The sequence below is a fragment of the Bacillus sp. SORGH_AS_0510 genome (assembly GCF_030818775.1).
Lineage (GTDB): Bacteria > Bacillota > Bacilli > Bacillales > Cytobacillaceae > Neobacillus.
Genome location: NZ_JAUTAU010000001.1, coordinates 2,037,411 through 2,063,879, shown reverse-complemented (window position 1 = coordinate 2,063,879; position 26,469 = coordinate 2,037,411). Strand labels below are relative to the sequence as shown.

Here is a 26,469-nt window from a genome sequence, read left to right as displayed (position 1 = left end):
CGCACTCACCCTTTGGCTTCTTTTTCTACAATTGAACTTGCAATTTGACCTCCATGAAATCTACCATTTTCAATAAAGATTTCATTGGCATTATTTCCTGCAGCAATAACACCTGCGATATAGATCCCATCAATATTTGTTTCCATTGTTTCTTGATTAATGATTGGACGACCAGTTTCCTCATCAATTTGAACACCCATTTTCTTCAAGAATAGATGGTCTGGATGATATCCTGTCATAGCAAATACAAAATCATTAGGAATTGTATTTTCCTTAACATCCTTTATATAAACAAGATGATTCTCCGAAATTTCTTTCACATGAGCCTGAAACTCCATCTTAACGATACCGTTTTTAACTAAAGATTCAAATTCAGGAAGAATCCATGGTTTAATACTTGGAGAGTAACTCTCTCCTCGGTATAAAACAGTAACCCTTGCACCTGCTTTTACTAGCTCGATTGCAGCGTCAACACTGGAGTTTTTCCCTCCAATAACACATACATCTTTGTCATAGTATGGATGTGCTTCCTTAAAATAATGAAAAACCTTTGGAAGGTCTTCACCTGGTACATTCATATAATTCGGATGGTCATAATAACCTGTTGCTACGACGACGTAACGCGCACTGTACGTCGCTTTACTTGTTTCAACTTGAAAAAATTCTCCATCCTTTAAAACTTTAGTGACGGTCTCAAATGAATGAATCCGTAATTGTTTCCGCTTGGCAACCTCCCGATAGTATACAAGCGCTTGATTTCTTTTGGGCTTATAGGTGTCCGTTACGAAGGGGACTTCACCAATCTCTAATTTTTCACTTGTACTAAAAAAGGTTTGATGTGTCGGGTAATGATAAATGGAATTGACTAGATTCCCCTTTTCAATGATTAATGGTTTTTTCCCAATTTCTTGAAGGGAGATAGCAGCAGCTAATCCACATGGGCCTCCACCAATAATAATGATGTCTTCTAATTCCAACTTAGTACATCTCCTTAAAAAAACAAATTATATGCAAAAAAGTAATAATAAATTAAAAAATCTCCTACCGTATAATGATAGGAGATTTCTTTATGTCTTTCAAGAATAAATGGTTTAATTTAGATCCAACCTCTGAAGCGGCTTGCTTCAGCCATTTTTCGAACCCCAACCATATAAGCGGCAAGACGCATATCTACACGACGGGTTTGAGCTGTATCATAAATACTTTTAAAGGATTTAACCATAACTTTTTCAAGTTTTTCTTCTACTTCTTCCTCTGACCAGTAATATCCTTGGTTATTTTGAACCCACTCAAAGTAAGAGACTGTTACACCACCTGCTGATGCAAGGACGTCAGGGACAAGTAAAATTCCACGTTCGGTAAGAATTTCCGTAGCTTCCAGAGTCGTTGGACCGTTTGCAGCTTCTACTACAATGCCTGCACGGATGTTATGAGCATTTTCAGCAGTAATTTGATTTTCGATAGCAGCCGGAACAAGGATATCACATTCAAGCTCAAGCAATTCTTTATTTGTTATGGTATTATTGAATAATTTTGTAACCGTACCAAAGCTATCGCGTCTATCTAAGAGATAATCTATATCCAAACCATTTGGATCGTATAATGCTCCATAAGCATCAGAAATACCAACTACAAGGGCTCCGGCATCATGCATGAATTTTGCCAGGTAACTTCCAGCATTTCCAAAACCTTGGACAACTACCTTAGCACCTTCAATTTGGATACCTTTCTTTTTAGCCGCCTCACGTATACAAATAGTAACCCCTTTTGCAGTTGCAGATTCACGTCCATGTGATCCACCTAGTACAAGCGGTTTACCTGTAATAAAACCAGGGGAGTTAAATTCATCGATTCGGCTGTATTCATCCATCATCCAAGCCATAATTTGCGAATTCGTAAACACGTCTGGAGCTGGAATATCTTTTGTTGGCCCAACAATTTGGCTGATTGCTCGTACATATCCACGGCTTAATCTTTCAAGTTCTCTGAAGGACATATCACGTGGATCACAAACGATACCACCCTTACCTCCACCATATGGAAGGTCAACTATTCCACATTTTAAACTCATCCAAATGGAAAGGGCTTTCACCTCTGTTTCAGTTACTCCAGGATGAAATCGAATCCCACCTTTGGTTGGTCCAACTGCATCATTATGCTGTGCACGATAGCCAGTAAATATTTTAATAGAACCGTCGTCCATTCTAACTGGAATTTTTACTGTCATCATGCGCAACGGTTCTTTCAAGAGTTCATATACTTCTTCAGGATAACCTAACTTTTCAAGGGCCTTATGTATAACCGTCTGAGTTGATTTTAAAACATCATGATTTCCCTCTTGATTAGTTTTTTCATTAGCTTTCTCAGCTACCATTTGTAATCCTCCTAAGAAATCGCTTTTACGAATGTTGTCCGCTTTCAGAGACAAGTATACACGTTTAAATGATTTATGCAAGATGAAAAATGTACATTTAATATAATTTATTTTTCAAACATGTAAACGCTGTCATTATTATTTTAATAGGGATTCTCAAAAAATTCTACTCCCATTTTAGATAATCTTAAAGTCCATAAATACAGGAAGGGGCCTGAGCCCCTAGAAAAAATATCAATATAATGTTATTTAAAATAGTGGATTATAGTTTCCACAGCTGTATCTTCAATGATTTGTTTTCCATACTCGGCCAACACATGTGTACTTACGATAGAGGGATTCCCAAATTCTGATAATATGCAGGCTGCAATTTCTTTCTTCGGTGCCTCCACCTGGTCCATTACTAGATAATAACGGTTATGCCATGCATATAGGCTTCCTCCCTTAATATCTGCAAGGGCTAATCTTTGTGTAAGACCAATTATATCCTCAAATTCTTTAAACTCATATAATAGGTCCTCACAGCCTTCCAGCCGAACCTGCATTTCTATATACCCGTCATATAATAAATCATCATCATCTTTTACCTCATCAACAGTAATAATCAATATCATACCTTGAGCCTGAAGGGAGAAAATCTCTACTGCTACAGAGCCTTGTATATCCACATCAAACTCCTCACTTGCTTCTTCCAGCATATCGTGGAAGAGTTGATTCCATTTGCTTGAGTCCTTCCATATGTCTTCTTTTGAAAGACCTCTTTCGAATAAATCGTCAGAGGTTAAAAAAATCTTTATTTTATTGGCCGTTAAGCGTTCTAAGCGCATGCTTTTGCCCCCTGCCGTGACATAACTCTTATTTTCAATGTATGCCCCGTGGGTTTATTGGTGAATTGTCTACATTAATCCAATTTAATTACCTTTACTTAATGTAATAAGATGAGTCTCAGCAGGCGCTCCTAATCTTAATGGCAAAGCAGTCGTTCCATAACCGTTACTTATGAAGAGTGTGGTATGCCCAAACTGTTTAATGCCGCCTTTTTCGTATGGACTATATCCTAATATATGTATTTGCCCCCCATGGGTATGCCCACATAACACTAACCTAATACCATACTCAGGAAGGAGCTTCTCGATGATATTTGGATAATGACAAGCTAATATTTTAAAACTATTTTCATCTGCATCCTGAAGAGCGTAATCTAACCGGTCTCTATTTTGATTAAGATCATCAACACCCAATAGACACAACTTCTCTCCTAATCTTGATTCAAAAGTGACAGCAGTATTATCTAACACTTTAATACCTACATCTAACAGAATCGCATCTAATTCATGGTAATCCACTTCATAATCATTATTACCCCAAACAAAATATACTGGCCCTAGTTGCTTTAACTTCAAAAGGTTAGCTTTTACCCTATCAAAAGGAACTCCTTTTTCTGTTAAGTCACCACCAATTACCACAAAATCTGCTTTTCCCATAACCTCTTTAATAATAGAGTCTGAGATCGTTCTCTTGTGTATATCCGAAATAAAAAAGAGTGAAACCTTTCCTAAGGATTCTGGAAAGTCTTGAAAATACAATTCGTGCCTCAAAACTCTGTTTTGAAAAGCTTCCCGTACCATATATGCAAGCAGGCATGCCCCTAGGGTACCTAGGGCAACCAAAGAAATAATCATTATTTTTCCCCATTTCTGTCTTATTGTTTTACGGAAATAATACCATAAACAATACTTAAACTAAAAAAAACAAGTGTCTGTTCCCAGCCCAAGTGAAACAGGAAAAAGAAAATTACGAAAAGCCCGATAAATTCAGGATAAAGAATCAATCTTAAATATTTATGTTGTTTCCCCATTCTTTTCGTTGCAAGAATTAGTCGAATTTGCCTTCCTGAAATAATGACACCAATAAATAGAGATATCGATGCAAGGAAAAACTTCAGCGGATTAACAACAAGACCCACTAAAAAATCTGATACGACAAAAGGATGTGTGATAGTAGTCCATTGAATTATTAGGTAACCGCATAAAAACGAAATCAGCATCATTCCTGCCTTAGAAAACATGAAAATCCCTCCCATATAAAATGTATGAGAGGGAATAGGATTCTTTACTTATTAATGAATTAGATTTCTTGGATACTTAAAATTCTGAAGCCATGTTCCTCGAGCTTCTTCGTAAACTTATCAATGTTATCCTTCTTTTCAATTTTCATTACGATTCTTCTCACTAGTTTATCTGTTTCATCAAACGTTACGAGTGAAATGATATGTTCATGGAAGTGATGGGCAATTTCAGATAGTCTCGCAATTCGTCCTTCAGTCTCCACTGAGGTAAATGCAATTCTAACACCAGGACGATTTACACCAAAAGCACTTTCAAATGAACTTATAACATCAGAACGTGTAACCACACCGAGAAACTTTTTATTTAGATCCACTACTGCCATCAAAGGGAAGTCCTTAAGATCAATTAGAGTTTTCTCATAGATTTCTCCACCTTGTAGAAATTTACCTTGATGGGATAGAACATCTTTCACACAAGTTGTGTTTAAATACTCTTCTTTATCTTTATTTGATAGGAAGTAGCTTTCATAGATATTATATCGAGTCGTAACTCCTAAATATTCATCCCCACGTAAAACGGGTAAACCGTCAATTTGATGCGTTTCTAACATTTCCAGAGCATCTTTCAATGTCACATCTTCCTGTGCAGTAAAACACTCATGCTTTGGTATCATTATATTTTTTACGAACAATTCCCATCACCTCAAAATAATTATCCATTCTTCTTAATATTTCTACATACATCTAATAAATCCCTTTTTATATCTTAAGTTTTATGTCATGAATCAATAATTAATTCATAAGATTAAGTGATGTTAAATATAGGGAGGGCCACAATGAATACTCATTTTAAAACTTACCATCCTTACGCGAGTCCTTATGACCCTTGCAATCCAATACTTGAAAAAACCTATTCCACCCCACCTCATTTATATATGGGATTCCAACCACCAAATCTTCCACAATTTTCTCCACTAGAAGCACTTAGAGCTGGAACCTTATGGAAAGATCTTTATGACCCTTACTTTAATGCAAGAGAAAAAGAGCAAGGGGGTTTACCAACATGACCCAGTTGCCTGCTGAATATTATCAATTAATGGAACAACTCCAAGCAGTTGACTTTGTTTTAGTCGAACTAACCCTTTACTTAGACACACATAATGACGACCTTGAAGCAATTAACCAATTTAATCATTACGCTAAAGAAAGAAAACGATTGAAAAAAGCTTTTGAAAGTCAATTTGGTCCACTATTACAATACGGAAACAGTTACTCAGCCTATCCATGGAATTGGGACGATACACCATGGCCTTGGCAAGTATAAAAGCGGAAGATAAAAGGAGGGTGAGAATTTAATGTGGATTTACGAAAAAAAACTGCAATATCCTGTTCGTGTCAGTACGTGTAACCCAACATTAGCAAAATATTTAATTGAGCAGTATGGAGGTGCAGATGGAGAACTTGCAGCTGCACTCCGGTATTTAAACCAAAGATATACAATTCCTGATAAGGTAATTGGGCTCCTTACTGATATCGGCACGGAAGAATTCGCTCACCTCGAGATGATTGCCACTATGGTTTATAAATTAACAAAAGATGCAACTCCAGAACAATTAAAAGCAGCTGGATTAGGTGAACATTATGTGGACCATGACAGCGCTTTATACTATCATAATGCAGCAGGAGTACCATGGACAGCAACTTATATTACAGCAAAAGGTGACCCTATTGCAGACCTGTATGAGGATATTGCTGCAGAAGAAAAAGCTCGCGCTACTTATCAATGGCTAATAAATATTAGCGACGATCCTGATATTAATGATAGTCTTCGTTTTTTACGAGAACGTGAGATTGTTCATTCCCTTCGTTTCCGTGAAGCTGTGGAAATACTAAAAGAAGAACGCGACAAGAAAAAATTCTTTTAATTCAACTAGGAGCAGATGTTGCTCTGCTCCTTATTTTTTTTCGTGATATAGATTAATATCGTATTTCTTTTTCATCATTTCAAACACTACATGACGATTCTTCCATTCCTCTTCTTTTTTCCATAAGTCCTTGCTCCGATCCACAATCTCACATCTTAGCTCCTGATATTCCTTTTCCTTTTTATCTTTTTGCTGTTTCAACAAATTCATCGCCCCAAGTCCAATGAGCACAATTGATAAGAGATACACACTATATGTATCATTTATTGTTGCAGATAATACAGCTAAAAACGAGTAAGAAAAATGCTCATATATGGTCATATAAAAATAAGTAATAAAAATTAATGCAAAGGTAAGGGTTAAATATATCGAAAAATAATGCCAGCGTTTCGTATCATCAAACTTTTTTTTCCGCTTTCTTACGTTTTCTAACATTTGTTTGGTTGCTTGGTCAGTATGTTCTATGACTTGGATCGGAGAATCCATTCTTATCCCCCCATTTCTCCCTATATACTTATGAACTTGTCCCTCAAAATATGATTTTTTAGTAGCAAAAAACCGACCATCGGTATGGTCGGTTAGTTGTTTAAAGGAATTTTTAAGACTTGACCAGCATAAAGATTTTCACTAGTTAAATGATTTGCCTTCTTTATTATTTCAATGCCTTCTTGAGAGTGGTAATAATTCATTGAAATTCGGTACAAGCCCTCTCCAGCTTTAACCTTATGATATATAATTTTTGTGGTAGGTTCTGTTTTTTTAGTCTCTATTGGAGTACTACTGTTTTTATCGGTTTGTTGCTGTTCAGTCGAAACTGAATTTGTACTAGCAGGCTGACTTGGAGTATTTGTCTGGCTGTTTTGATTATAAGTTTCTCCAACGACAGAATCCTCACCTTTCTCCTCCGTACTATTTACATTAGTATCCACTTGTTTACTTTCTTCTAGCTTTTTGGATTCATTATTACTATCATCATTTTCATTATTTTTAAGATTAATCGTTTCATACCCAACGGATTCAGTAGTAGCTTTTTCTGACCCCATTATTTTTTTACCGTTATCACGGTTGGATATAACGCTGAAGATGATTATTGGTAAGAGGATAAAGCAAACAACCAAAAGACGAATGACTGGAAATCTAAGCTTCCACTTGGTTTTTTTCTTCTTTTGACGATGGACCTGCTCTCTAGGCGGTAAGTCATCACCAAATTCTTCTACTGTTTCATTTATTTTTTGAATACGCTGTTTTAACCTTTCCGCTTGGTCCCTGTATGGTTCTTCTTTATTCATGGTGAGCCCCCTCTTGTTAGTCATCGATTGGTGAACGTCTATATTTGATATATACACCCAAGAGAAAATCAATGACAAAATGCATCATAATAGTCACAGCTAAGTTATTCGTATAGTCATAAATAATTCCTATTAAAAAACTAAGAACGACAATATTTAAAAATAAAAACCAATTAAAAAGGTAACGGTAATGGATAATAGCAAATATAACACTTGCCATTAATAGGCCCACTTTTGTTTGGATTATTCCTCTAAATAGTAACTCTTCACTAAAAGCCACAATTGCTGCAATCAGGAAGATATGAAGAATCGATTTATTTTTAAAGATTCTTTCATTTAGTCCCCCATCATCATAATAGGACGACGGTAAGGTTCTCATTAAGAAAAGGTCAATGACAACAACAGCTACGCCAGCAGGTATACCTATTAGAAATATGTTATTGTCTCTTAGAACGAGAGTATTTAAAAATGAGAAATGGTCAAATAACAGAAACCCTAAAATGAGAGAAATGACTAATAGTATAATTTGGGTTAAATATAAATGGTGAAGCAATTCTCTATCTGTTAAACTCGCAATTAATTCATGATATTTCTTTTTCATTGACTCATCTCACAATTAATTAATATTTGGGCTAAATAATCCTTCCAGTGGACATCACAAGGTACCTGTAGCGATGGTTTATGGGTTATTTCGTAAGGGTCTAGATTAAGCCCACACCTGTCACAACATAAGGAAACCTCAGTTGTCATTATTTCATCAAAATATTGCATGACCATTTCACGTCTACATGATATCGATGCAATCCATTTCTTCATTTGAAATATATTCGTTTTTTTAACCGTTAACCTTTCATTAACAAACTCTTTCATTCTTTCACGTAAAGACTCTTTGCTTAAATTCTGATGGTTTGGCTGATTAACAAACTCCTCTACTATTCGCCACTGAATCTCAGAAAAGCCGCCAAAATCTCTCAAGTTCTCGTTTAATTCGAGTTTGTCACTATGTCCGGTTTGAACTTGCTGAAATAACCAATCAATTTGTTGGGGGGAAGGGAGTTCTCCCTCTGATAGCTGGATAGGTAGCTGTTCATCGCCCGGTGAGTATAGCAGAATCGCAATACTGGAGCCGCCATCACGTCCTGCTCTTCCAATCTCCTGAAGATATGACTCCATTTGCATTGGCATGTGGTAATGAATGATAAAACGAATATTTTCCTTGTTTACGCCCATTCCAAAGGCACTTGTTGCACATATCACATCAAGTTGACCATGAATAAATTGTTGTTGGATTAGAATTCTAGTGTTTTGTTCCAATCCCCCATGATAGGCCATAGCCTGGCAGATACCTTTTTCGCCAAGTATAGATGCCATTTGTTCGGCAGCTTTTTTACTTGAAAAATAAATAATTCCAGGTTTTTGCAATTTAGATACAAGGTCAACAATTCTTTTCTGCTTTTCACGATAGTCAGCTAATTCTTCAACATAGAATGCAATATTTGGTCGATCAATGGTTGATACAATTTTATTGACTTCGTCTAACGCTAATGAAGAAATAATATCTTCTCGCACCTTCTTCGTAGCAGTCGCTGTAAGTGCTAACGTTAAAGGGTTGCCTAACCTATGGCGTATCTCTCCAAGCTTGGAGTAATCTGGTCGAAAATCGTACCCCCACTGCGATATACAATGAGCCTCATCCACCACGAATAATGAAATAGTAAGTTGTTGAAGCCTTCCTAGTATATTTGAAATCCCCAGCATCTCTGGGGAAATAAAAATAAATTTAAATTTGTTCAACTGATGTATTGCCTTGTTTCTCTCTTCTATAGGAAGAAACGAATTCAAGGCTACAACCCTTTTTTCACCGAACCGATTCATTTGCTCCACTTGATCCTGCATTAGAGATAGCAGAGGAGAAATGATCAAGATCTGACCTTTTAAAATATAACCTGGCAACTGGTAACACAATGATTTTCCCGTTCCTGTTGGCAGCATGGCCAAGGTGTGCTTTCCTTCAAGTAAAGATGTAATAACTTCTTTTTGACCCGTTTTAAACGAAGTATATCCAAAATATTTTTTCAAGAGAATCTCTAGTTCCATGATTCACCACCAAATTTCGCTAAAACTAATCTTATTTGAAAGTATGAAGCTATTCTTATCTTGTCCCTGATCAACTTTAATTGTCTCGTATCTTCTTTTCTAGAAATGAACAAAATCTCATCCTGCAGCTCTTTGCTTACGTATGAATCAATAGAAAAATCCTTAACATGTAAAGCAAATTCAACAAAATGATCTTCAATTGTACTTAATTTTAAATGTCTAAGAGCTGCGATTTGCTCAGGAGAATATCCCTGTGCTAAAAGATTCCATGTTTTCCTAGATGAAAGAGTTAATTCATCTATATGCTTAAAGTCTCTTATCAGCAATGGTAAGATCCTTAATTGATCTGAATCTTGGTTAACCTTATGAATTAAGTAATGTAGTACATGAATAAATCGAATGTGGTAATCATGTATTTCCATATTTAACTTTTTTGCAGCCTGTTGTTGAGTTAAACCAATTTGTTGAAAACCTGTTAACCGAAAAACTAAAATTGCCGGGTCCACTTCCTTACTATTTTCAAAGCAATGGACTAATTCAGAAAATACAGCGTTCCCCATTTCTTGCTTAGGCACATTAATCTCCCTGACAATCGTTTTCAACCATTGGTGAACGTCTTTATTTTTTTGTATGGGAGTATATTTTGTCTCACCATATACAAAATTAGATGTAACCTGAATAAATAAAGAAAGTCTTTCCCAAAACAAATTAGTGAACGACTGATAATTCCACCCATCCATAAATGAAGGTGGAGGGTTGTTCCTTAGAAGCGTCTCACCTTCAGTGGTCAAGCAATAGCGCTGGTCACCACAAATAAAGATCTTGTTCTCGTTAACCAAAAATTTAAGTTCTTCTTCAAAATGGTCTCTAGACAGTGATTCATATACACCAAAAAAGTTTTTTAAAGAAAATAAATGAGCATCTTGTATCGTTTGTGAGGACTTTTTTCCATTAAGCAAATGAAAGATGGAATAAACTGTCCGTTCTCTATTTAACTGCCTTAAGCAATGTAGAATAATGGATTCTAACTGATTCATTCCACCCCACCACTTTTTCTTGTATTATTCGACAAATTACCCATTTTTTCTATTTTTATTTTATCACGAAATGTTGGATCATGTTGCTGAAAAATGAGTAAGTTTAAGAATTTCGCCTAAACTATGCAAAGCTGTAATAGCATTTTTCTATTGAAAAGTTGACCATACAGTTTTACAATAGATATGAGTAATGCGTTTCCAATTATAATGGAAATCAGCAAGAATATTTTTGTTAATTTACTGGGAGGTTTTTTTCATGGCAAAGTACACTATTGTTGACAAGGAAACATGTATCGCTTGTGGTGCATGTGGCGCAGCAGCACCTGATATCTATGATTATGATGATGAAGGCATTGCATTTGTAACTCTTGATGATAACGAAGGTATCGTTGAGATTCCAGATGTACTCATCGATGATATGATGGATGCATTCGAAGGTTGCCCAACAGATTCAATTAAAGTTGCAGAAGAACCATTTGACGGTAATCCAACTAAATTTGAATAAATTTTGCTAAAAAGATATTCTTAAGCTACTACCCCTCCCACATCGGAGGGGTTTTCCTTTCGGAATAATAATAAAAAACAAAGGTCCTAAACAGGACCTTTGTTTTTTATTATGCACCTTTAATGACAGAAAATTTATTAATCCATGCCTGCATTCTGACAAACAATAACATAAAGATAAACGACATCATAATACCTTTTAATAAATTAAAAGGAAGTATAGCAGGTACTACTAGATTACGCATATCAGGGAATCCCATTAGGACAGTATAGGCGGGTAAAATAATTACATAATTTAAGATACTCATCACAACAGCCATTATTACAGTGCCCGCGATAAGTGCTAATGTCATACCCTTTTTCGTTTTTAGTCTGTTATATACATAGTAGGTTGGTAAAACAAACACAATTCCCGCTAGGAAATTAGCAATATGACCAACAGGAATTCCTGTTTGGCTTCCCGTCGCAAGATAATTAAGAACGTTTTTAAATAACTCAACTAATATTCCCGCAACCGGCCCAAATATTAACGCTGCAATCAAGGCAGGAATATCACTGAAATCAACAAATAAAAAGTTTGGAAATAGCGGTAATGGGAAATTTAATAGCATTAACAAGTAAGCTATACTACTTAACATCCCAATTGAAACATACGCCTTTACATTAATTTTCTTTGTTTTCTTCATTTTTACCATCTTCCTCTCTCCTTTTTGATCCATCACGTTAGGAAGAGAGGTTCAGCAAAGAGACGACCTCAAGAAATAAAAACACCCTCAAGTTTATTTACTTGAGGGAGATTTACAAAGGCACGCTTAATAAACGTCCAATGAATGTATATTTTTTGAACGTCCGCAGAACCTCCATCTTCTCCCATCCAGACTATACTGTCGGCTTTGGACTCGCACCAAATCCTGCCTATAAAGGCTCGCGGGCTTAGAGCAATTGCTCAATACCGCCGATCGGGAATTTCACCCTGCCCCGAAGATAGATCGATATTAAATTACAAATTTAATTATAAAGGAGGAAGAAGCATTTGTTAAGTAAAAGGATTCTTATTTAGTATTTTTGTAACATAATTAAAAAAAGGCTGGCTCAAATGAATCTTTTGGTTTGAGTCAGCCTAATTAAGTTATTGAATAATTAATACTTGTTTAGGTCGTATCAAATCTGTTGTTAACTGATTTAATTCTTTTATTTTTTCTACTGATGTATTCCTTTCCTTAGATATCGAAAACAGGGTATCACCTTGTTTAACGATATAAGTATCATTATTTTTCTGTCCAGAAGTTGGATGGTAATGTGAACTCACCTCTAAAACATCACCTATACTAGCTACCCCGGCTTGCACCGATTCACCAACATCCGCTTTTCCTAGGAGAACTTCCGGGTCCAGTGCAAATTTCTTGTCATATCTCCATTCTATTTCGTGTGTTTCAAAATGAAGGTGAGGACCTGTAGCTTGTCCTGTTTTCCCCATTCTGCCGATTATTTGACCCTGCTTAATCTTTTGACCAGCTATCACATTTCTATTGTTAAGATGGGCATAAACGGTAACAAAGTTACTTGGGTGTTTAATAAAAACTACATTACCATATGTAGTAGAAAAATAGGATTTTACAACCACCCCATCCTCAACGGAGAGAATTGGGGTACCCACTTTTCCAGCAATATCTATTCCTTTATGTTTTCCCTTTCGTGTACCATACGTATCGGATATTACTCCATCAGAAGGCCAAATCCAGTGCTCCTTTGCTCCAGTTGTTTCAGGTGCACCTGCTGCCTCAGTATGCCTTCCACCTAAAAACAATAAACTGACACATAGCCCCATAATTATGGCAATAAGAAACCTTTTTATGTAGTCACGCATTCCTTACATTTCCTCCTTAAACTGATCCTCTGCTCAACAATATGTAATAACCATTGTATTTAGACCATATTGCTTTTGAAGAGGTAATTACACATACTTGTTATAATATGGAGGAATCCGAAATTTTATACAAAAAAAATCAACCAAAAAGTGGTTGATTTTTCTTTATTGTAATACACGCATATTTGGTGCTAACGGCACCTGGTTTTCTTTTGTTAAATCAAATGGCCCTAGTGCTTTTAGTGATGAGTCCTTAACCAAAACTTTTTCTAACCCAAAATCCTTTGCAGTTAACAATAATGCCTCAAATGCATAGACAGTCTCTTGGTTATCCTGCAGAACTGTATTCCCTTTAAATGATACAACTAAGGTTTTATCCATAATAGAAACATCACTTATCGGTAATAATGATGGAAGCGAAGCCGTTAATCCCAAATCTGCTTGATCCGCCTTCATAGCTTCAAAAGCCGTATTAATATCAGAATACGTTGTGATCGAAGGTGTTAAGAAAGGAATTTTACTTCCTTCTGGATAGTAAAAGAAAAAGGCATGATTCTTACCTGCACTTATATTGAGTTCTGTTTTAACCCCATAATTCCCCAACTCAATTCCTGGTTCACCGTTCGTTGAAAATTTTACTTTTTTAATATCGCTGTTTGACGAAATATCTTTATTGATTACATTGATAAAACTTGTTTCATTGGTTGATCCTTGTCCGTATTGATGATTAGCTGGAAGATCCACTTGAAGTGTTGAATTATCCGAATTTAGACTCATCGTTATATTTAAAGGATAGTAGTCGGTAAGACCCCATTCTTCCTCATTTAAGTTTGCCATTTTTTCATTAAAAATCGTCAGCCATGATTTGTTATTAGATGCCTCTACTACTGTAGAAATAGGAATGAGGATTTGAGCTTGTTGATCCGGAATCCAGTAGGTCAATACCTTTCCGGTTCCCACATCTTCAGTATAGATCGCTGTTTTATCAGCACTTGCTGACATGACTTCGTTTTTAGCCGTTCCTGACATGGACTTTTCATTTGGAGAAGATTCCTCTTTTTTTAAGGCAACGGTAGAATGATCCTTTTGAGCAGAATCCTTTTGCTCTGATTCTATTTTCGACATTCCCACTTGTTTATCAGAAGAGGAATTTGTACCCACCATTAATTTAGGGACCAAAATGAAAAAAAGTAGTATTGCAGCTGCAGTAGCCAAACTTGGCAACACCCATGTCTTCGTTCTCCGCTTTTTTAGAGAAATATTTTGATAAATGTCACGAGGATTCCGATGGTCCTTTATTTTAGGCATTTGCATCAAAAGCTCTTCAATTTCTCTATCGCTCCACTCTGACTTTTTCACTAGACAATCCCTCCTTTTCATAAAACATTTCCATATGCCTTTTTAAAATCTTTAAGGAGCGGTGTTGTGTTGTTTTTACCTTACTTTCGGTCCAACCCAATGCCTGGGCCGTTTCTGTGATAGATAAATCCTGTAAATAGCGTAAAATAATGACTGCCCTTTGGTCCATAGTGCAGTATTGCAGGCATCTGTACACCCATTTAATTTCTTCACGCTGTACAGTCATTTCTTCTGGAATAGGATACTCATCCTTCACTTGATTGGTTGACCAATCAAATTTTTCTAGTATTCTTTCCTTCCAGCCTTTTTGTTTACGAAAAAAGTCGATAGCAACGTTTCTTGCAATCGAATACAGCCACGTCTTTTCACTACTCTTTCCTTCAAAACGATCATAAGACTTAAATACCCGAATATAGACTTCTTGGACAAGATCTTCTGCGTGTTCTTTATTTCTGACCATATAAAATAGAAATTGAAAAACGTCATGATGATATTTTTGATAAAGTTCATCGAAAACGGAGTCCATCAATTCCCCTCCCCGTTCATTAATAATAGTCGATAGATATGTATAAAAGGTTACACCCTATACCAGATTCAGCTACTTCTTTATTAAATATAGACCTTTTTCTGTCAAAAAGGAAGGTATTTACTGGAAGTAATTCCCCATAATAATTTGTTTATCAAATTCAATTTGATAAAAAAAGCCCATCCAAATCGAATGGGCTTTCCATAAAATAGCAACTCACCTTCTTGCCTCTGTAATGTTTCTCGTGAATCAAGAAGAATCGGCAAGATATTTGGAAATCTTACTTTTTTCGAGGAATTAGGAAGGAAAATGTCGTTCCTATACCGATTTTACTTTGGACGGAGATATGCCCGCGATGGGCATCAATAATATTTTTTGCAATAGCTAAGCCAAGACCGGTTCCAGCTCTTCCTCTTGTTCTCGCTTTATCTGCTTTATAAAAACGTTCAAAAACAAATGGTAAATCTTCTTCTGGAATTCCAGACCCAGAATCTTTAACTTCTATTTTTATTGCATGATCATCATTTGAAACATTTAATTTAACTAAACCGCCTCTAGGGGTATGCCTAATGGCATTATCAATTAAATTGGTTAAGACCTGTTCAATTCTATCAGGGTCAAATGATACAGTGGAAATACCCTCAACTATTTCTACCATCAGTTGAATTTCATTATCCTTTGCTAAGCCTTGGAATTTATGGATAATGCGATTGATAAAAGAAGAAAGTTCCACTTCTTCCATTGTTAATTGAAGGTGTCCTGCTTCCATTCGCGCAAGATCAAGCAGTTCGTTAACAAGGCGCCCCATTCTTAACGATTCATCATAAATGACCTTCGCCATTTCTTTTTTCTCTTCTTGAGACTCTGCAATATCATCTACTATTGCTTCACTATACCCTTGCAACATAGAAATAGGCGTTCTAAGTTCATGAGAGACGTTAGCAATAAAGTCTTTCCTCATCTTATCTAACTGCCGTTCCTCAGTCATATCCCTTAACACAGCAACGGCACCACGGATAAATTGGTTACTGTAAAGCGGACTCACTAAAATAACCCAATGACGCCCTTGAAGTGAGATTTCCCCCACCTGTTCCTTTTCAGTATCCACAGCTTTTTGGAAGAGGTTCATTACCTGGGATGGAATTGCTTCCACCTCTGACGGAATTCCGCCTTTTTCATAGTACCAATATTGAAGGAATCGGTCAGCCGGTGGATTCGTTATCAAGATTGTACCGTCCCGATTAAAAGTAATAACTCCATCAGCCATACTACTTAAAATACTTGCAAGCTGCTCTTTCTCCTGACTCAATGCATTCATATTAAACTTTAATTGTCTGCCCATTTGATTAAAGGCAGTTGCCAGTTCTCCAATTTCATCATGGGTAAGGATGGGAACCTTCGTATCGAATTTTCCTCTCGCCACTTCAAAAGCTGCTTCTCTCATTTTCCTTAATGGAGCTGTTATTCTCGTTGAAAGGAAAAAAGCAAATATGGTTGTTAATATGATAGCAACTCCCGCGACAAGCAAGATAAATTTTGTTGTCGAGCGAGTTGTTTCCTGCATTACCCTAAGTGACTGATAAATAAACACAGCACCTTGTTTGTCTCCCGGCAAATGCAACGGAACACCAATTATTGAATAATTTGATTCCTTTTTTCCATTATTCATTGAAAGGTCAGAAACTTTTTCAACTGATTTATTTTGAAAAACCTTTACTAACTCTTTATCACTTTTTATATCTGACAAAGTTAATTTTTTTTCATTTTCCGTATTCGGAGAGTAGTAGATTTCATTTTCATTTTTTATAATGACCACTTTAGTAACATCATCAATAATTTCCCATGATATTTCCAAGCCAAGTGGAAATTTCTCATTTGGATGTTCTTCCAAAACATGTGCAATCTTCTCAGCCGTATTCGTAAGATTACTTTTAGTCTCATGAATGTTGTTGTTTTGGAAAAATTCTAGGAGCATGACGGTTAAGATAAATAAAACAAATGAGACCAATAAAAGAATGGTAAACCAAAGTTTACCTACTACGCTTCGTAAAAAGGTCATTCATTAACTACCTCAAATTTGTAGCCCACTCCCCAAACGGTTACAATCATTCTTGCTGCTTGCTCTGATACTTTACTTAATTTTTCTCGAAGTCGTTTTACATGAGTATCTACAGTACGTAGATCTCCAAAGAATTCGTAGTGCCAAACTTCTTTAAGTAATTGTTCACGGTCAAAAACCTTATCAGGTGCTTTTGATAAATAGTAAAGCAGTTCATATTCCTTTGGTGTTAAGCTTACTTCCTTACCATCAGCAGTGACTCGGTGAGCGTCATTATCAATAGTTAGGTGCGGAAATACAATGACATCTTTTGTTGTGGTTTCAGTCTGAAGATATGTCGTTTGTGATGATCTTCTAAGCAGGGCCTTTACACGCAGAACTACTTCCCTAGGGCTGAAGGGTTTGACAATATAATCATCTGTGCCGACTTCAAATCCTTGAACACGATTTATTTCCTCACCTTTTGCTGTCAGCATGATAACAGGAGTTGCCTTTTTCTCCCTCAATTCCCGGCAGACTTCGATTCCATCCTTACCAGGCATCATTAAATCTAGCAGAATGACATCATAATCGTTTGTAAGAGCCTTGGTCAAAGCCTCATTTCCATCCTCAGCTTCATCTATTGTATAATCTTCACGCTCAAGATACATTTTTAATAAGCGGCGAATTCTTTCTTCATCATCAACTACTAAAATTTTAACGTCTTTATCCATTATTAATCCCCCCATGGAGTTTATTTTACAAAATGGTACCGCAATTTGCTATCTTTTCGTAGTAAATACTCCTATAAATGTGTCAATTATTTGACAATTGGTCTTACTTTTAGTATCGACAAAAGATTTTTATTTTAGGCTTTCTTTATTTTGTCTGTAGATTTCCACTCCAGGCGCTTCGCTTTCCGTGGGTGTTTCGGCGAGCCTCCTCGGAGAAAAGCGCCTGCGGGGTCTCTCCTGAACCATACTCCCACAGGAGTCTTCGCGCCTTGTGCTCCAATCAACAGAGCTTAAAAATTAACAAAGTATCTTAACATATGCAAATTTAAAAAAAGCCCTCACTATAATAGTGAAGGCTATAAAATTTATGGTTTTTCAGTTTATTTATCCTGCATATGAATGGAGTCCTGCGATGACTAAGTTTACAGCAACTAGGTTAAACATAATGATGACAAACCCAATAACTGCAAGCCATGCTGATTTTTCTCCATGCCATCCCTTCGACAAGCGAAGGTGTAAAAATGCCGCATAAAACAGCCATGTGATTAAAGCCCATACCTCTTTTGGATCCCAGCCCCAGAAACGAGACCAGGCCATCTGAGCCCATATCATGGCAAAAATTAGTGCACCAAGAGTAAACACAGGGAAGCCTATTAACACAGAACGATAGCTAATTTCATCCACAAAATCTAGCTTAATATTTTTTACAAGTGGCTTTAGCGAGGCTGCAATTCTCTTTCTTAATATTAGTCTCAATAAGCTATATAGCAACAAACCGCCGAATAATGACCAAATAACTGTATTTAATTTTTTTGCGTTGATGAATGCTGGCACTTCAAGCAATGGCTTAAATCCATTTTTAGTTACTAATTCACCTTCATGTGGACCGACAAGAGCAGGCATAGTATACTCAACTACTACCTCATTATCATGTTTATCTATCCAATTAAATTTCTCATGATAACCCATACCTGAGAATATAGATGATACGGCAACAAAGCCAAGCACTGTAACTAAAGCAAACATAACTATTTCAAGCCAAAAGGTTTGCTTATTAGATTTAGTTTGGTCAATTGCCTTAACTAAATAAATTAAACCAGCTGCAAAGCTAATTGCCAGAATGGCTTCCCCAATTGCTGCTGTGGTCACATGAATATGCAGCCAATAGCTTTGAAGTGCTGGAATTAGCGGAGTAATGTCTCTTGGAAACATACTAGCGTAAGCAATAACTAGTAGTGCTACAGGCATGGTAAATAATCCAAGTAGTGTTGTTCGATAAATATAATAAATAACAATAAATGCACCAACAAGAGCCATACCAAAAAATGTAGTAAACTCAAACATATTACTAACTGGAGCATGTCCAGCAGCAATCCATCTAGTGATAAAATAACCAAGTTGTGAAATAAAACCAACTATTGTTAAAAAGACTGCGATTCGTCCCCATCTGTTGGTTCCCTTCTTATCATCAATATCCTTCTTCGATTTAATAGAGCCGCCGAAGAACAACGTCGCTATTAAGTAAAGAATAAAAGAAACAAATAATAAGTTACTACTTAGTGTTGCCATCTAGACTCCCTCCTTATCTAGATTTTCCTTTTGAAGTTGGTCCTCTGGAATACCGAGTTTGGTATCTGCTAAAATTGTTTCTATTTCCTTCTTTAACCCATACCAATTTTTATTTGTGTGAGCGGCAACCCAAACCTGTCCATTCTTATGTTGTACCCAGATTCGACGATGGTTCCAGTAGGATCCTTGTATAACACCAATCATAAAAATAATTCCACCTAAAATTATGGCCCATAACGATGAATCTTTTCTAACAATAAATCCTGAGACATTTTTTGTTTCTATGCCTGCAAAAGCAATCTTATACGTGTTATCACCAAATGGTTCAATATTTTGTCTTATGGCAATAAAACTTGTTTCTCCCTTTGGTTTATCAGGAGTGATCATACGAAATACGAAAGCAGGGTTATTTGGTACTCGTGATTTGGTAGTCGGCTCCCCATTTTTATCAAATTCAAAATCAGGAAAATAGTTAAGAATTTCTACCGAATACCCCTTACCTAAATCATATTTATCTTTGGGATCTTGGAGGTCCACTCTAAGATTACCAAACGATTGATTGTTTTTTTTATTTATTAAGGAAAATGACATTGCACTCATTTCAGAGCGAAACGAAGACTGAAAAATGGAGTAGCCCTTATAGGATAAAGGTTTATTTACTTGTATTTTATAATCTTCAACTTTCTTAAGCTCCGGTTTCTCACCTGGTAGATTCTTTCCTACCCGTTCATAAAGCACAACGTTTGATTGGTAATTTTTCACCACTTCTCCGGCACGATTTATGGCTTTTTCAAACGTTTTATCTTTATTTTTATCATAGTGTTCTAGAATGAATTGATTGTTTTTAATAAAGTATTGACCATTTGTTTCAGGTACTACAGCGGTTTCACCTTCTCTAACCCAAAGGTCCTCATTCACATAAAAACCGGGAATAAACCGCAGCATTCCACCAAACAAAAATATAATTAACCCAATGTGGTTAATATATGGACCCCATCGTGAAAAACGATTTTTTTCAGCTAACAAATCTCCATTTTCTTCACGAACCTGGTAGCGTCTATCCTTTAGATGCTTTTTAATGGTAGATAGATCGTTTGGATCACTATGTTGGTTCACACCAAAAATTCGCTGACGCTTCAAAAAACCTTCATGTCTTGTCACTCTTTGTGCTTTTAATGCTTTGTATAATGGAACAACTCTATCAAGACTACAAATGACAAGAGAGATTCCAATCATAGCTATTAATAGTAGATACCACCACGAACCATACAAGTCATCGAAGCCTAACTGGTAATATAACTTCCCAAACCAGCCATACTCCTGTTCATAATAGACTTCTGGCGGCAGATTAATATACATTTTCTGCGGTAGAATGGTTCCAAGTGTGGAAGCAATCAAGGTAATTATGATAAGCCAAACGCCAACCTTTACAGATGAGAAGAAATTCCAAATTTTATCAATAAAGGTTTTGTTATATGTTTGTGAGCGGCGTGCACTTCCTTCATATCGCATGTCAAGTAGCTGTTTGTCATTTTCTTGTTCATTCAGCACTTTTCCACAGGCTTCACATAGCACCGTCCCATGTGGATTCACATGCCCGCATTCACATTTAACATCTTTCATTGTAAAAACTCCCTATAACCTTAAGGTTTTATTTTCTCCATAAACTCTTTAACTTTATATTCAGTCAGTTCCCCAGTATGGTACTTAACTACCTTGCCATTTTTATCAATCAGGAAGGTTGCCGGCAGTAGATCAATACCGTATGTAGTCATAACTTCTTTATCTGTGTCAATCATAATTGGAAAATCAAGCTTAAGGCGCTCTGCAAATTGTTGAACAGCGAGTTCCGGCTCTTGAATGTCTACAGTCAAAACCTGAACACCCTGGTCCTTATATTGATGGTATTGATTATTAATATATGGCATTTCCTTTTTACATGGTGGACACCATGTTCCCCAGAAATTCAAAAACACTCCCTGTCCTCGATACTCAGATAAGCGGTGTTTATTTCCTTGCATGTCTACCAATGCAAAATCAGGAGCCATATCCCCAACTGCCACTTTCTGTTTGTTATCCTTGGTTAAGTTTGCATACAGTGAATAGGCAACGGCAGCACCTAGTACAAGTAAAATTATGGACCTCATCACTAATCGCCGTTTCTTCATAAAAAAACCTCCAGTAACTCCATGACACAGTTTGTCTAAATTATAACATTTACCAACACTAACATAGTGCTAACATAAGAAAGTAAATGTGACGAATTTATGAATTTTTCTTAGATGAATCCATCGCAAATGCTCTTAACTGCTTTACCTCATGCGGAGTTAATTCTCTTGCGTCTCCAGCTCTTAATCCGTGTAATGTTAAAAATGCATATCGTTCGCGCTTTAGCTTTAATACTTCATGGCCAATCGCTTCAAACATTCGTCTAACCTGCCTGTTCCGTCCTTCATGAATCGTAATCTCAACAATAGCCGTTTGTTTTTTCTTGTCACCAGATAGAAATTTCACTTTTGCTGGTGCAGTTTTCCCATCTTCCAATTGAATTCCTTTTTCCAATTTCCTTAGGTTTTCTCTTAGAGGAATTCCCTTTACTTTTGCTACATAAACCTTATCAATTTCATTTTTTGGATGGGTGAGCAGATTGGAGAATTCTCCATCATTTGTAATTAATAGAAGTCCAGATGTATCATAATCCAGACGCCCTACTGGAAAAATTCTTTCTTTTAGCATAGGGAAGAAATCGGTGACCACTTTTCTACCTTTATCATCACTTACACTGGATATTACTCCCCTTGGTTTATATAAAAGGAAATAAACCGGTTCTTCTTTCTCAATTTGAATTTCATTTACTTCTACTCGATCAGAAGAAGAAACCTTTAGGCCAAGTTCAGTTACTACCTTCCCATTTACTTTTACTCTGCCTTCTTTAATTAATTCTTCAGATTTTCTTCTTGAAGCTATGCCGGCACGGGCAATAACTTTTTGTAATCTTTCCATTTTTCCACCTCATATTTCTCAATCCAAAATCCATCTTAATGAATTATGACACAATTTCTCTACTTTTCAAAGTAAGGGATTTTTTTATAGTAAAAGAAAAATAAAAAAGCATGTTCAAATTTGAACATGCCTTCTATCTAAGACTATTTAGTTCCGAAAACAAAGGCAACTACCACAATAGCTACGATAATTCCAAATACATCGGCAATGAGGCCAACTTTTAACGCGTCCCCCATTTTTTTTATTCCAACGGCACCAAAGTATACAGTTAACACGTAGAAAGTCGTATCTGTACTTCCTTGCAAAATAGAGGCTAGTCTGCCTATAAACGAATCTGGCCCATAAACTGCAATTAAGTCACTGGTCATCCCAAGTGCCGCTGTTCCTGATATTGGTCTAATAATAAGCAACGGAACAATTTCAGCTGGTATCCCCATCATTTTCATGAATGGTCGAATCCAATCCATTAATGCATCCAATGCACCCGAAGCTCTAAAAATAGAAATTGCCACAAGCATCCCAACTAAAAAGGGAATGATGGAGAAGGCAATTTTTATCCCTTCTTTTCCCCCTTCAACAAAACTCTCATAAGTTGGAACACGTTTCATTGTGCCATATATAAGGATAAACCCGATAAGTAAAGGAATAAATGTTAACGAAATAACAGAGATTAGCTGCATACTTTTCATCCTTTTCGGCTTCTACGGTAATAAAAGTAACGATCAATCAGGATTGCACCAATAGCCGATATAATAGTTGCAATGATAGTTGGAACTACAATTTCTGTAGGGGACACAGAATGATAGTTAATGCGAATGGCGATAACGGTTGTCGGTATTATAGTGATGCTAGCTGTGTTAATCGCTAAAAAGGTAACCATCGACCTACTCGCTGAATTTTTACCGCCATTTAGTTTCTTTAATTCTTCCATTGCCTTAATCCCTAGAGGAGTAGCTGCATTACCTAATCCAAACATATTAGAGATCATATTTGATAATATATATCCCATTGCCGGGTGATTTGTAGGTACTTCTGGAAATAGAATTTTTACAATCGGACGAAAGAATTTTGAGAGGCGTTCTAGTAGTCCAGACTCTTCTGCAATTCGCATCATACCCAGCCAGAATACAAGGACACTGATAAGACCAATACACAAAGTTACAGCCTCTTTTGCTCCATCAAAGACAGCCTTATTGACTGCCTCCATAGTGCCATTAAATAACGCAAATACTATCCCAATAACAGTCATAAACACCCAAATATAATTAACCATAAGCCTTCACACCAATGATCGTCAGAAAGATTTCCTTGATAAAATCAAATAAACCTTTCTTCTTTTTAATAGAATTTTGATAATATATTGGTGTTTCTTGCACCACTTTCCCGTCTAAATAGACTGCAGCCTTTCCAACTATTACTTCCTTGTTCTTTGTTTTTATTCCACTCCCGGTCTTATTTAACTTATATTTTACAGAAAATAATTTCATTTCTTCGCTCGTTGCCGGATAGACTATGGACTTCTTAACGTACAGTTTTCCTTTATATGATTTAGATTTTTCTATGTCTATTTTTCCTTTTGAAATGACTTCGGCCATATCAAATCCCTTAAAACCATTCTCATACATCGAAATGTGATCATTCCAATCATCCGGTCCATTTAAGGTGACAGCAATGAGGTTCATATCCCCTTTGGTCGCAGTGGTTACAAGTGTTCTTTTTGCTCTTTTTGTATATCCTGTTTTTCCCCCGGTACAATATTCATATTTTGAAAGAAGGCGGTTTTTATTCTTCCATACTCTGTCCCACTTTTCAGTTGGATTCGGGGCACGATGTACCTTCGTACCTGAGATTTTTTTAAACGTTTTGTTCTGCATGGCGTATCGCATCAAAATGGCCATATCATAGGCAGAGGAATAATGCTCTTCATGGTCATCGAGACCATGTGGGTTTGAGAAATGAGTATCATACATCCCTATTTCCCTTGCCTTTTGATTCATCAAATAAGCAAAACCATCTACACTGCCCCCAACGTACTCCGCAATTGCTACGGCTGTGTCGTTCCCTGATCGAAGCATCAATCCATATACTAAGTCACTTAGTTTTATTTTCTCCCCAGGTTTTAAATATACGGATGAGCCCTCCGCCCGAGTTGCTTTTTCACTCACTTTGACGTATTGATTCATCTTACCAGATTCAATCGCGAGAATAGCGGTCATAATTTTGGTGATACTTGCAATTCTTCTTTTTGTGTGTGCATCTTTCTGGAATAGGATTCGACCCGTATTCTGTTCAATTAGCACAGCACTTGCGGCACTTACGGAAACGGAAGCATCCACCTTCTGAGGAATGTTTGTAATGAACAGTGTGACCAAGAGGGTAAAAATTACTAGCTTTAATATCATTCTCATTAGATCAACCTCGTCTCCTTCTTAACTTCTACATGTCGGCTTTGTACAAGTTTATGCAGGACAAGGACTGATATGACAATTATTAGTAAAGGAAAAGCATCCATTCGGATGCTTTTTATTCCCCATTAGAATGCAGGCCATTTAATATCAGCTGCTTTTTCAAATCGAATCTCTACGTCATGCCAATTCACAATATTCCACCAGTGTTCTACGTAATCGGCTCTGTTATTTTTATACTGGAGATAATACGAATGTTCCCATACGTCTAATACCAATAGTGGAATGGTATCCCATTGGGTTAACAGCATATGTCTTTCTGATTGTAGTATTTCCAAATGTCTTGCTCGTGGTGCCCAAACTAATAAGGCCCAGCCCACTCCCTCTACTTGTTTTGCAGCTTCAGTGAACTGTTTTTTAAAAGCAGCAAAACTACCAAAATAGCTTACAATTTCCTCCATTAGTATTCCTTGGGGACTACCTCCACCATTCGGACTCATATTCTTCCAAAAAATCGTGTGAAGGTAGTGGCCAGAACCATGAAAGGCCAACTCTCTTGACCAATGCTTTATTAATGAAAAATCATTCGTTTCTCTGGCTTTTTTTAGATTAAGTTCCGCTCGATTTAAACCATCGACATATGAACGATGGTGCTTATCATGGTGAAGTTTCATTATCTCCTCTGAAATATAGGGTTCTAAAGCATCGTAAGCATATGGTAGGTCAGGGAGCGAATGACCACCAGGTGCAAGTTTCTTTTCAACTATCCAAATGTTACCAACTTCCTGTTTTCTCTTAAAATAAGCTTCCATCTCATTATGAATGTGTTCTGCTTTCGTTTGGAGACCTAACAGCTCCTCATTTGACAACTCTCGATTAGTACTCTCAATCAATTCAGAAAATGTATCAAGTTGTTCCCATAATTCAGAGTCTTGCTCTACCTTTTCGGATTGAAGAAATTGTTTCATCTGTTCGTTCCACTTAAACAATTCGCTGACATATTGACTAAAACGATTCACTTTACCCCTCTTTTCTATCAGCCATTACATATATAAGCTGTCGGCTAGCAGTTGTAGTCTACCTTAAGGGTATGAGTAACCATTCTTATAAAGAACTATAAAAGGCTGCCCTTTATAAAAGGACAGCCTTCATTAATTTTTTTATTTTGATTGAATCATCTTTGTACGGTAATCTGTTTCATAGTATTCAAGTTCTTCTCTTACGCGCTGGAAGTCACCTTCTAAACTTTTGACAAGCTGTACGACCGTATCAGACACTGTACGGTAAAATTTTATTGAATTTCTGCCCGTATAGGCTGATCTGCTATCTTCATACCACGCATCATTCTTCGGCGAGAAAAACTCCTCGATGCATTGATGATAGATTTTATAAAGTGTTTTTTCTGCTGCCGCTTTTTGAAAAGGGTCGTTTTGTAGAATGATAGAACATGTTTCTAAGCTTTCTTCACTATAAACAAGTAACTTTCTCAAATTAGAAAAAATTAATTTATTATACTTTCGCTCTTCTTCATTATTTAAATTCATTTGTGAGATGGTAGTTTCATTTAAAAAATCTTCTAATATTGAAATGGAATTACTTAAAAATTCTTTCACATCATTAAGTTGCGATTTTACCAACGAGTTCCCCATAGTTACCTCCCTAGTTTTACTTCAA

Annotated in this window: 30 protein-coding genes and 1 riboswitch; of the genes, 4 read left to right on the top strand and 26 right to left on the bottom strand. The window is 36.5% G+C overall.

The features are described 5' to 3' along the window. Positions 1 to 5: 5 nt before the first annotated feature. From QE429_RS10530 to QE429_RS10505, 6 genes are all read right to left on the bottom strand, one after another. A complete protein-coding gene (locus QE429_RS10530) occupies positions 6 to 977 on the bottom strand; it encodes a YpdA family putative bacillithiol disulfide reductase (protein ID WP_307286959.1) in 972 nt (323 codons plus the stop codon). 119 nt (positions 978 to 1,096) lie between these two features. Then, complete coding sequence (locus QE429_RS10525; RefSeq protein WP_307286958.1) at positions 1,097 to 2,374, bottom strand: Glu/Leu/Phe/Val family dehydrogenase; 1,278 nt, start codon at positions 2,372 to 2,374, stop codon at positions 1,097 to 1,099. Between the two features lie 245 nt (positions 2,375 to 2,619). Further along, positions 2,620 to 3,201, bottom strand: coding sequence for a genetic competence negative regulator (locus QE429_RS10520; protein WP_307286957.1), 582 nt, complete (start codon positions 3,199 to 3,201; stop codon positions 2,620 to 2,622). Positions 3,202 to 3,285: 84 nt separating this feature from the next. Next, the gene (locus tag QE429_RS10515; RefSeq protein WP_307286956.1) at positions 3,286 to 4,056 is read right to left on the bottom strand and encodes a metallophosphoesterase; all 771 of its coding nucleotides are present in this window, start codon (positions 4,054 to 4,056) and stop codon (positions 3,286 to 3,288) included. Positions 4,057 to 4,076: 20 nt separating this feature from the next. After that, complete coding sequence (locus tag QE429_RS10510) at positions 4,077 to 4,442, bottom strand: hypothetical protein (RefSeq protein ID WP_307286955.1); 366 nt, start codon at positions 4,440 to 4,442, stop codon at positions 4,077 to 4,079. 59 nt (positions 4,443 to 4,501) lie between these two features. Next, positions 4,502 to 5,134 carry a CBS domain-containing protein gene (locus QE429_RS10505; protein WP_307286954.1) on the bottom strand — a complete coding sequence of 211 codons (633 nt, stop codon included), beginning with the start codon at positions 5,132 to 5,134 and terminating at the stop codon, positions 4,502 to 4,504. 144 nt (positions 5,135 to 5,278) lie between these two features. Here QE429_RS10505 and QE429_RS10500 point away from each other — a divergent pair, with 144 nt between their 5' ends. The 3 genes from QE429_RS10500 to cotJC are packed head-to-tail and all read left to right on the top strand — an operon-like array spanning position 5,279 to position 6,367. Next, entirely contained in the window at positions 5,279 to 5,509 is a 231-nt protein-coding gene (locus tag QE429_RS10500) for a spore coat associated protein CotJA (protein WP_307286953.1), read from the top strand. After that, a complete protein-coding gene (locus QE429_RS10495) occupies positions 5,506 to 5,766 on the top strand; it encodes a spore coat protein CotJB (protein WP_307286952.1) in 261 nt (86 codons plus the stop codon). Before QE429_RS10500 ends, QE429_RS10495 begins: the two co-directional genes overlap by 4 nt. Before the next feature lie 31 nt (positions 5,767 to 5,797). Next, positions 5,798 to 6,367, top strand: a complete 570-nt coding sequence (gene cotJC, locus QE429_RS10490) for a spore coat protein CotJC (protein ID WP_307286951.1) — start codon at positions 5,798 to 5,800, stop codon at positions 6,365 to 6,367. Positions 6,368 to 6,397: 30 nt separating this feature from the next. Here cotJC and QE429_RS10485 read toward each other — a convergent pair whose 3' ends face one another. From QE429_RS10485 to QE429_RS10465, 5 genes are all read right to left on the bottom strand, one after another. Beyond that, the gene (locus tag QE429_RS10485; protein WP_307286950.1) at positions 6,398 to 6,853 is read right to left on the bottom strand and encodes a DUF2663 family protein; all 456 of its coding nucleotides are present in this window, start codon (positions 6,851 to 6,853) and stop codon (positions 6,398 to 6,400) included. A gap of 92 nt (positions 6,854 to 6,945) precedes the next feature. Then, a complete protein-coding gene (locus QE429_RS10480; RefSeq protein WP_307286949.1) occupies positions 6,946 to 7,656 on the bottom strand; it encodes a LysM peptidoglycan-binding domain-containing protein in 711 nt (236 codons plus the stop codon). Positions 7,657 to 7,672: 16 nt separating this feature from the next. After that, positions 7,673 to 8,257 (bottom strand): CPBP family intramembrane glutamic endopeptidase, encoded by a 585-nt coding sequence (locus tag QE429_RS10475; protein WP_307286948.1) that lies wholly within the window; start codon positions 8,255 to 8,257, stop codon positions 7,673 to 7,675. After that, positions 8,254 to 9,753 carry a RecQ family ATP-dependent DNA helicase gene (locus tag QE429_RS10470; RefSeq protein ID WP_307286947.1) on the bottom strand — a complete coding sequence of 500 codons (1,500 nt, stop codon included), beginning with the start codon at positions 9,751 to 9,753 and terminating at the stop codon, positions 8,254 to 8,256. The genes QE429_RS10475 and QE429_RS10470 overlap by 4 nt, the downstream gene beginning before the upstream one ends. Then, on the bottom strand, positions 9,744 to 10,790 hold the full coding sequence (locus QE429_RS10465) for a YpbB family protein (protein ID WP_307286946.1): 1,047 nt from the start codon (positions 10,788 to 10,790) through the stop codon (positions 9,744 to 9,746). Before QE429_RS10465 ends, QE429_RS10470 begins: the two co-directional genes overlap by 10 nt. Positions 10,791 to 11,046: 256 nt before the next feature. Between QE429_RS10465 and QE429_RS10460 the strand changes: the two genes are divergently transcribed. Further along, positions 11,047 to 11,295, top strand: coding sequence for a ferredoxin (locus QE429_RS10460; RefSeq protein ID WP_026573327.1), 249 nt, complete (start codon positions 11,047 to 11,049; stop codon positions 11,293 to 11,295). 109 nt (positions 11,296 to 11,404) lie between these two features. Here the strand turns inward: QE429_RS10460 and QE429_RS10455 are convergent, their stop codons facing one another. The 15 genes from QE429_RS10455 to QE429_RS10385 form a co-directional block, all read right to left on the bottom strand. After that, positions 11,405 to 11,989, bottom strand: a complete 585-nt coding sequence (locus tag QE429_RS10455; protein WP_307286945.1) for an ECF transporter S component — start codon at positions 11,987 to 11,989, stop codon at positions 11,405 to 11,407. Between the two features lie 163 nt (positions 11,990 to 12,152). Next, positions 12,153 to 12,284, bottom strand: a riboswitch (FMN riboswitch). Positions 12,285 to 12,423: 139 nt separating this feature from the next. Next, positions 12,424 to 13,161, bottom strand: coding sequence for a peptidoglycan DD-metalloendopeptidase family protein (locus QE429_RS10450; protein ID WP_307286944.1), 738 nt, complete (start codon positions 13,159 to 13,161; stop codon positions 12,424 to 12,426). Between the two features lie 165 nt (positions 13,162 to 13,326). After that, on the bottom strand, positions 13,327 to 14,520 hold the full coding sequence (locus QE429_RS10445) for a hypothetical protein (protein WP_307286943.1): 1,194 nt from the start codon (positions 14,518 to 14,520) through the stop codon (positions 13,327 to 13,329). Then, positions 14,495 to 15,046 carry an RNA polymerase sigma factor SigX gene (gene sigX, locus QE429_RS10440; RefSeq protein ID WP_307286942.1) on the bottom strand — a complete coding sequence of 184 codons (552 nt, stop codon included), beginning with the start codon at positions 15,044 to 15,046 and terminating at the stop codon, positions 14,495 to 14,497. Before sigX ends, QE429_RS10445 begins: the two co-directional genes overlap by 26 nt. Positions 15,047 to 15,326: 280 nt before the next feature. Continuing rightward, positions 15,327 to 17,105 (bottom strand): ATP-binding protein, encoded by a 1,779-nt coding sequence (locus QE429_RS10435; RefSeq protein ID WP_307286941.1) that lies wholly within the window; start codon positions 17,103 to 17,105, stop codon positions 15,327 to 15,329. Then, positions 17,102 to 17,818, bottom strand: coding sequence for a response regulator transcription factor (locus tag QE429_RS10430; RefSeq protein ID WP_307286940.1), 717 nt, complete (start codon positions 17,816 to 17,818; stop codon positions 17,102 to 17,104). Before QE429_RS10430 ends, QE429_RS10435 begins: the two co-directional genes overlap by 4 nt. A 384-nt stretch (positions 17,819 to 18,202) precedes the next feature. After that, positions 18,203 to 19,387, bottom strand: coding sequence for a c-type cytochrome biogenesis protein CcsB (gene ccsB, locus QE429_RS10425; RefSeq protein ID WP_307286939.1), 1,185 nt, complete (start codon positions 19,385 to 19,387; stop codon positions 18,203 to 18,205). Next, positions 19,388 to 21,010 (bottom strand): cytochrome c biogenesis protein ResB, encoded by a 1,623-nt coding sequence (resB, locus tag QE429_RS10420; protein ID WP_307286938.1) that lies wholly within the window; start codon positions 21,008 to 21,010, stop codon positions 19,388 to 19,390. 20 nt (positions 21,011 to 21,030) lie between these two features. After that, entirely contained in the window at positions 21,031 to 21,555 is a 525-nt protein-coding gene (gene resA, locus QE429_RS10415; RefSeq protein WP_307286937.1) for a thiol-disulfide oxidoreductase ResA, read from the bottom strand. Positions 21,556 to 21,652: 97 nt separating this feature from the next. Further along, positions 21,653 to 22,390, bottom strand: coding sequence for a 23S rRNA pseudouridine(2605) synthase RluB (rluB, locus tag QE429_RS10410; protein ID WP_307286936.1), 738 nt, complete (start codon positions 22,388 to 22,390; stop codon positions 21,653 to 21,655). A 143-nt stretch (positions 22,391 to 22,533) separates the two neighbouring features. Beyond that, positions 22,534 to 23,070 carry a spore maturation protein gene (locus tag QE429_RS10405; RefSeq protein WP_307286935.1) on the bottom strand — a complete coding sequence of 179 codons (537 nt, stop codon included), beginning with the start codon at positions 23,068 to 23,070 and terminating at the stop codon, positions 22,534 to 22,536. Positions 23,071 to 23,075: 5 nt separating this feature from the next. Next, positions 23,076 to 23,663: a nucleoside recognition domain-containing protein gene (locus tag QE429_RS10400; RefSeq protein ID WP_307286934.1), complete on the bottom strand. Its 588-nt coding sequence runs from the start codon at positions 23,661 to 23,663 to the stop codon at positions 23,076 to 23,078. Further along, positions 23,656 to 24,798 (bottom strand): D-alanyl-D-alanine carboxypeptidase family protein, encoded by a 1,143-nt coding sequence (locus QE429_RS10395; protein ID WP_307286933.1) that lies wholly within the window; start codon positions 24,796 to 24,798, stop codon positions 23,656 to 23,658. The genes QE429_RS10400 and QE429_RS10395 overlap by 8 nt, the downstream gene beginning before the upstream one ends. A 125-nt stretch (positions 24,799 to 24,923) precedes the next feature. Further along, positions 24,924 to 25,814: a superoxide dismutase gene (locus QE429_RS10390; protein ID WP_307286932.1), complete on the bottom strand. Its 891-nt coding sequence runs from the start codon at positions 25,812 to 25,814 to the stop codon at positions 24,924 to 24,926. Positions 25,815 to 25,955: 141 nt separating this feature from the next. Continuing rightward, positions 25,956 to 26,444 (bottom strand): YpuI family protein, encoded by a 489-nt coding sequence (locus QE429_RS10385; protein WP_307286931.1) that lies wholly within the window; start codon positions 26,442 to 26,444, stop codon positions 25,956 to 25,958. Between the last annotated feature and the right edge of the window lie 25 nt (positions 26,445 to 26,469).

Excerpts from the sequence above, each read along its gene's own strand:
- QE429_RS10525 (WP_307286958.1), bottom strand. The coding sequence starts at position 2,374 with ATGGTAGCTGAGAAAGCTAATGAAAAAACTAATCAAGAGGGAAATCAT.
- QE429_RS10520 (WP_307286957.1), bottom strand. The coding sequence starts at position 3,201 with ATGCGCTTAGAACGCTTAACGGCCAATAAAATAAAGATTTTTTTAACC.
- QE429_RS10515 (WP_307286956.1), bottom strand. The coding sequence starts at position 4,056 with ATGATTATTTCTTTGGTTGCCCTAGGTACCCTAGGGGCATGCCTGCTT.
- QE429_RS10510 (WP_307286955.1), bottom strand. The coding sequence starts at position 4,442 with ATGTTTTCTAAGGCAGGAATGATGCTGATTTCGTTTTTATGCGGTTAC.
- QE429_RS10500 (WP_307286953.1), top strand. The coding sequence starts at position 5,279 with ATGAATACTCATTTTAAAACTTACCATCCTTACGCGAGTCCTTATGAC.
- QE429_RS10495 (WP_307286952.1), top strand. The coding sequence starts at position 5,506 with ATGACCCAGTTGCCTGCTGAATATTATCAATTAATGGAACAACTCCAA.
- cotJC (WP_307286951.1), top strand. The coding sequence starts at position 5,798 with ATGTGGATTTACGAAAAAAAACTGCAATATCCTGTTCGTGTCAGTACG.
- QE429_RS10485 (WP_307286950.1), bottom strand. The coding sequence starts at position 6,853 with ATGGATTCTCCGATCCAAGTCATAGAACATACTGACCAAGCAACCAAA.
- QE429_RS10480 (WP_307286949.1), bottom strand. The coding sequence starts at position 7,656 with ATGAATAAAGAAGAACCATACAGGGACCAAGCGGAAAGGTTAAAACAG.
- QE429_RS10475 (WP_307286948.1), bottom strand. The coding sequence starts at position 8,257 with ATGAAAAAGAAATATCATGAATTAATTGCGAGTTTAACAGATAGAGAA.
- QE429_RS10470 (WP_307286947.1), bottom strand. The coding sequence starts at position 9,753 with ATGGAACTAGAGATTCTCTTGAAAAAATATTTTGGATATACTTCGTTT.
- QE429_RS10465 (WP_307286946.1), bottom strand. The coding sequence starts at position 10,790 with ATGAATCAGTTAGAATCCATTATTCTACATTGCTTAAGGCAGTTAAAT.
- QE429_RS10460 (WP_026573327.1), top strand. The coding sequence starts at position 11,047 with ATGGCAAAGTACACTATTGTTGACAAGGAAACATGTATCGCTTGTGGT.
- QE429_RS10455 (WP_307286945.1), bottom strand. The coding sequence starts at position 11,989 with ATGGTAAAAATGAAGAAAACAAAGAAAATTAATGTAAAGGCGTATGTT.
- QE429_RS10450 (WP_307286944.1), bottom strand. The coding sequence starts at position 13,161 with ATGCGTGACTACATAAAAAGGTTTCTTATTGCCATAATTATGGGGCTA.
- sigX (WP_307286942.1), bottom strand. The coding sequence starts at position 15,046 with ATGGACTCCGTTTTCGATGAACTTTATCAAAAATATCATCATGACGTT.
- QE429_RS10435 (WP_307286941.1), bottom strand. The coding sequence starts at position 17,105 with ATGACCTTTTTACGAAGCGTAGTAGGTAAACTTTGGTTTACCATTCTT.
- QE429_RS10430 (WP_307286940.1), bottom strand. The coding sequence starts at position 17,818 with ATGGATAAAGACGTTAAAATTTTAGTAGTTGATGATGAAGAAAGAATT.
- ccsB (WP_307286939.1), bottom strand. The coding sequence starts at position 19,387 with ATGGCAACACTAAGTAGTAACTTATTATTTGTTTCTTTTATTCTTTAC.
- resB (WP_307286938.1), bottom strand. The coding sequence starts at position 21,010 with ATGAAAGATGTTAAATGTGAATGCGGGCATGTGAATCCACATGGGACG.
- resA (WP_307286937.1), bottom strand. The coding sequence starts at position 21,555 with ATGAAGAAACGGCGATTAGTGATGAGGTCCATAATTTTACTTGTACTA.
- rluB (WP_307286936.1), bottom strand. The coding sequence starts at position 22,390 with ATGGAAAGATTACAAAAAGTTATTGCCCGTGCCGGCATAGCTTCAAGA.
- QE429_RS10405 (WP_307286935.1), bottom strand. The coding sequence starts at position 23,070 with ATGCAGCTAATCTCTGTTATTTCGTTAACATTTATTCCTTTACTTATC.
- QE429_RS10400 (WP_307286934.1), bottom strand. The coding sequence starts at position 23,663 with ATGGTTAATTATATTTGGGTGTTTATGACTGTTATTGGGATAGTATTT.
- QE429_RS10395 (WP_307286933.1), bottom strand. The coding sequence starts at position 24,798 with ATGAGAATGATATTAAAGCTAGTAATTTTTACCCTCTTGGTCACACTG.
- QE429_RS10385 (WP_307286931.1), bottom strand. The coding sequence starts at position 26,444 with ATGGGGAACTCGTTGGTAAAATCGCAACTTAATGATGTGAAAGAATTT.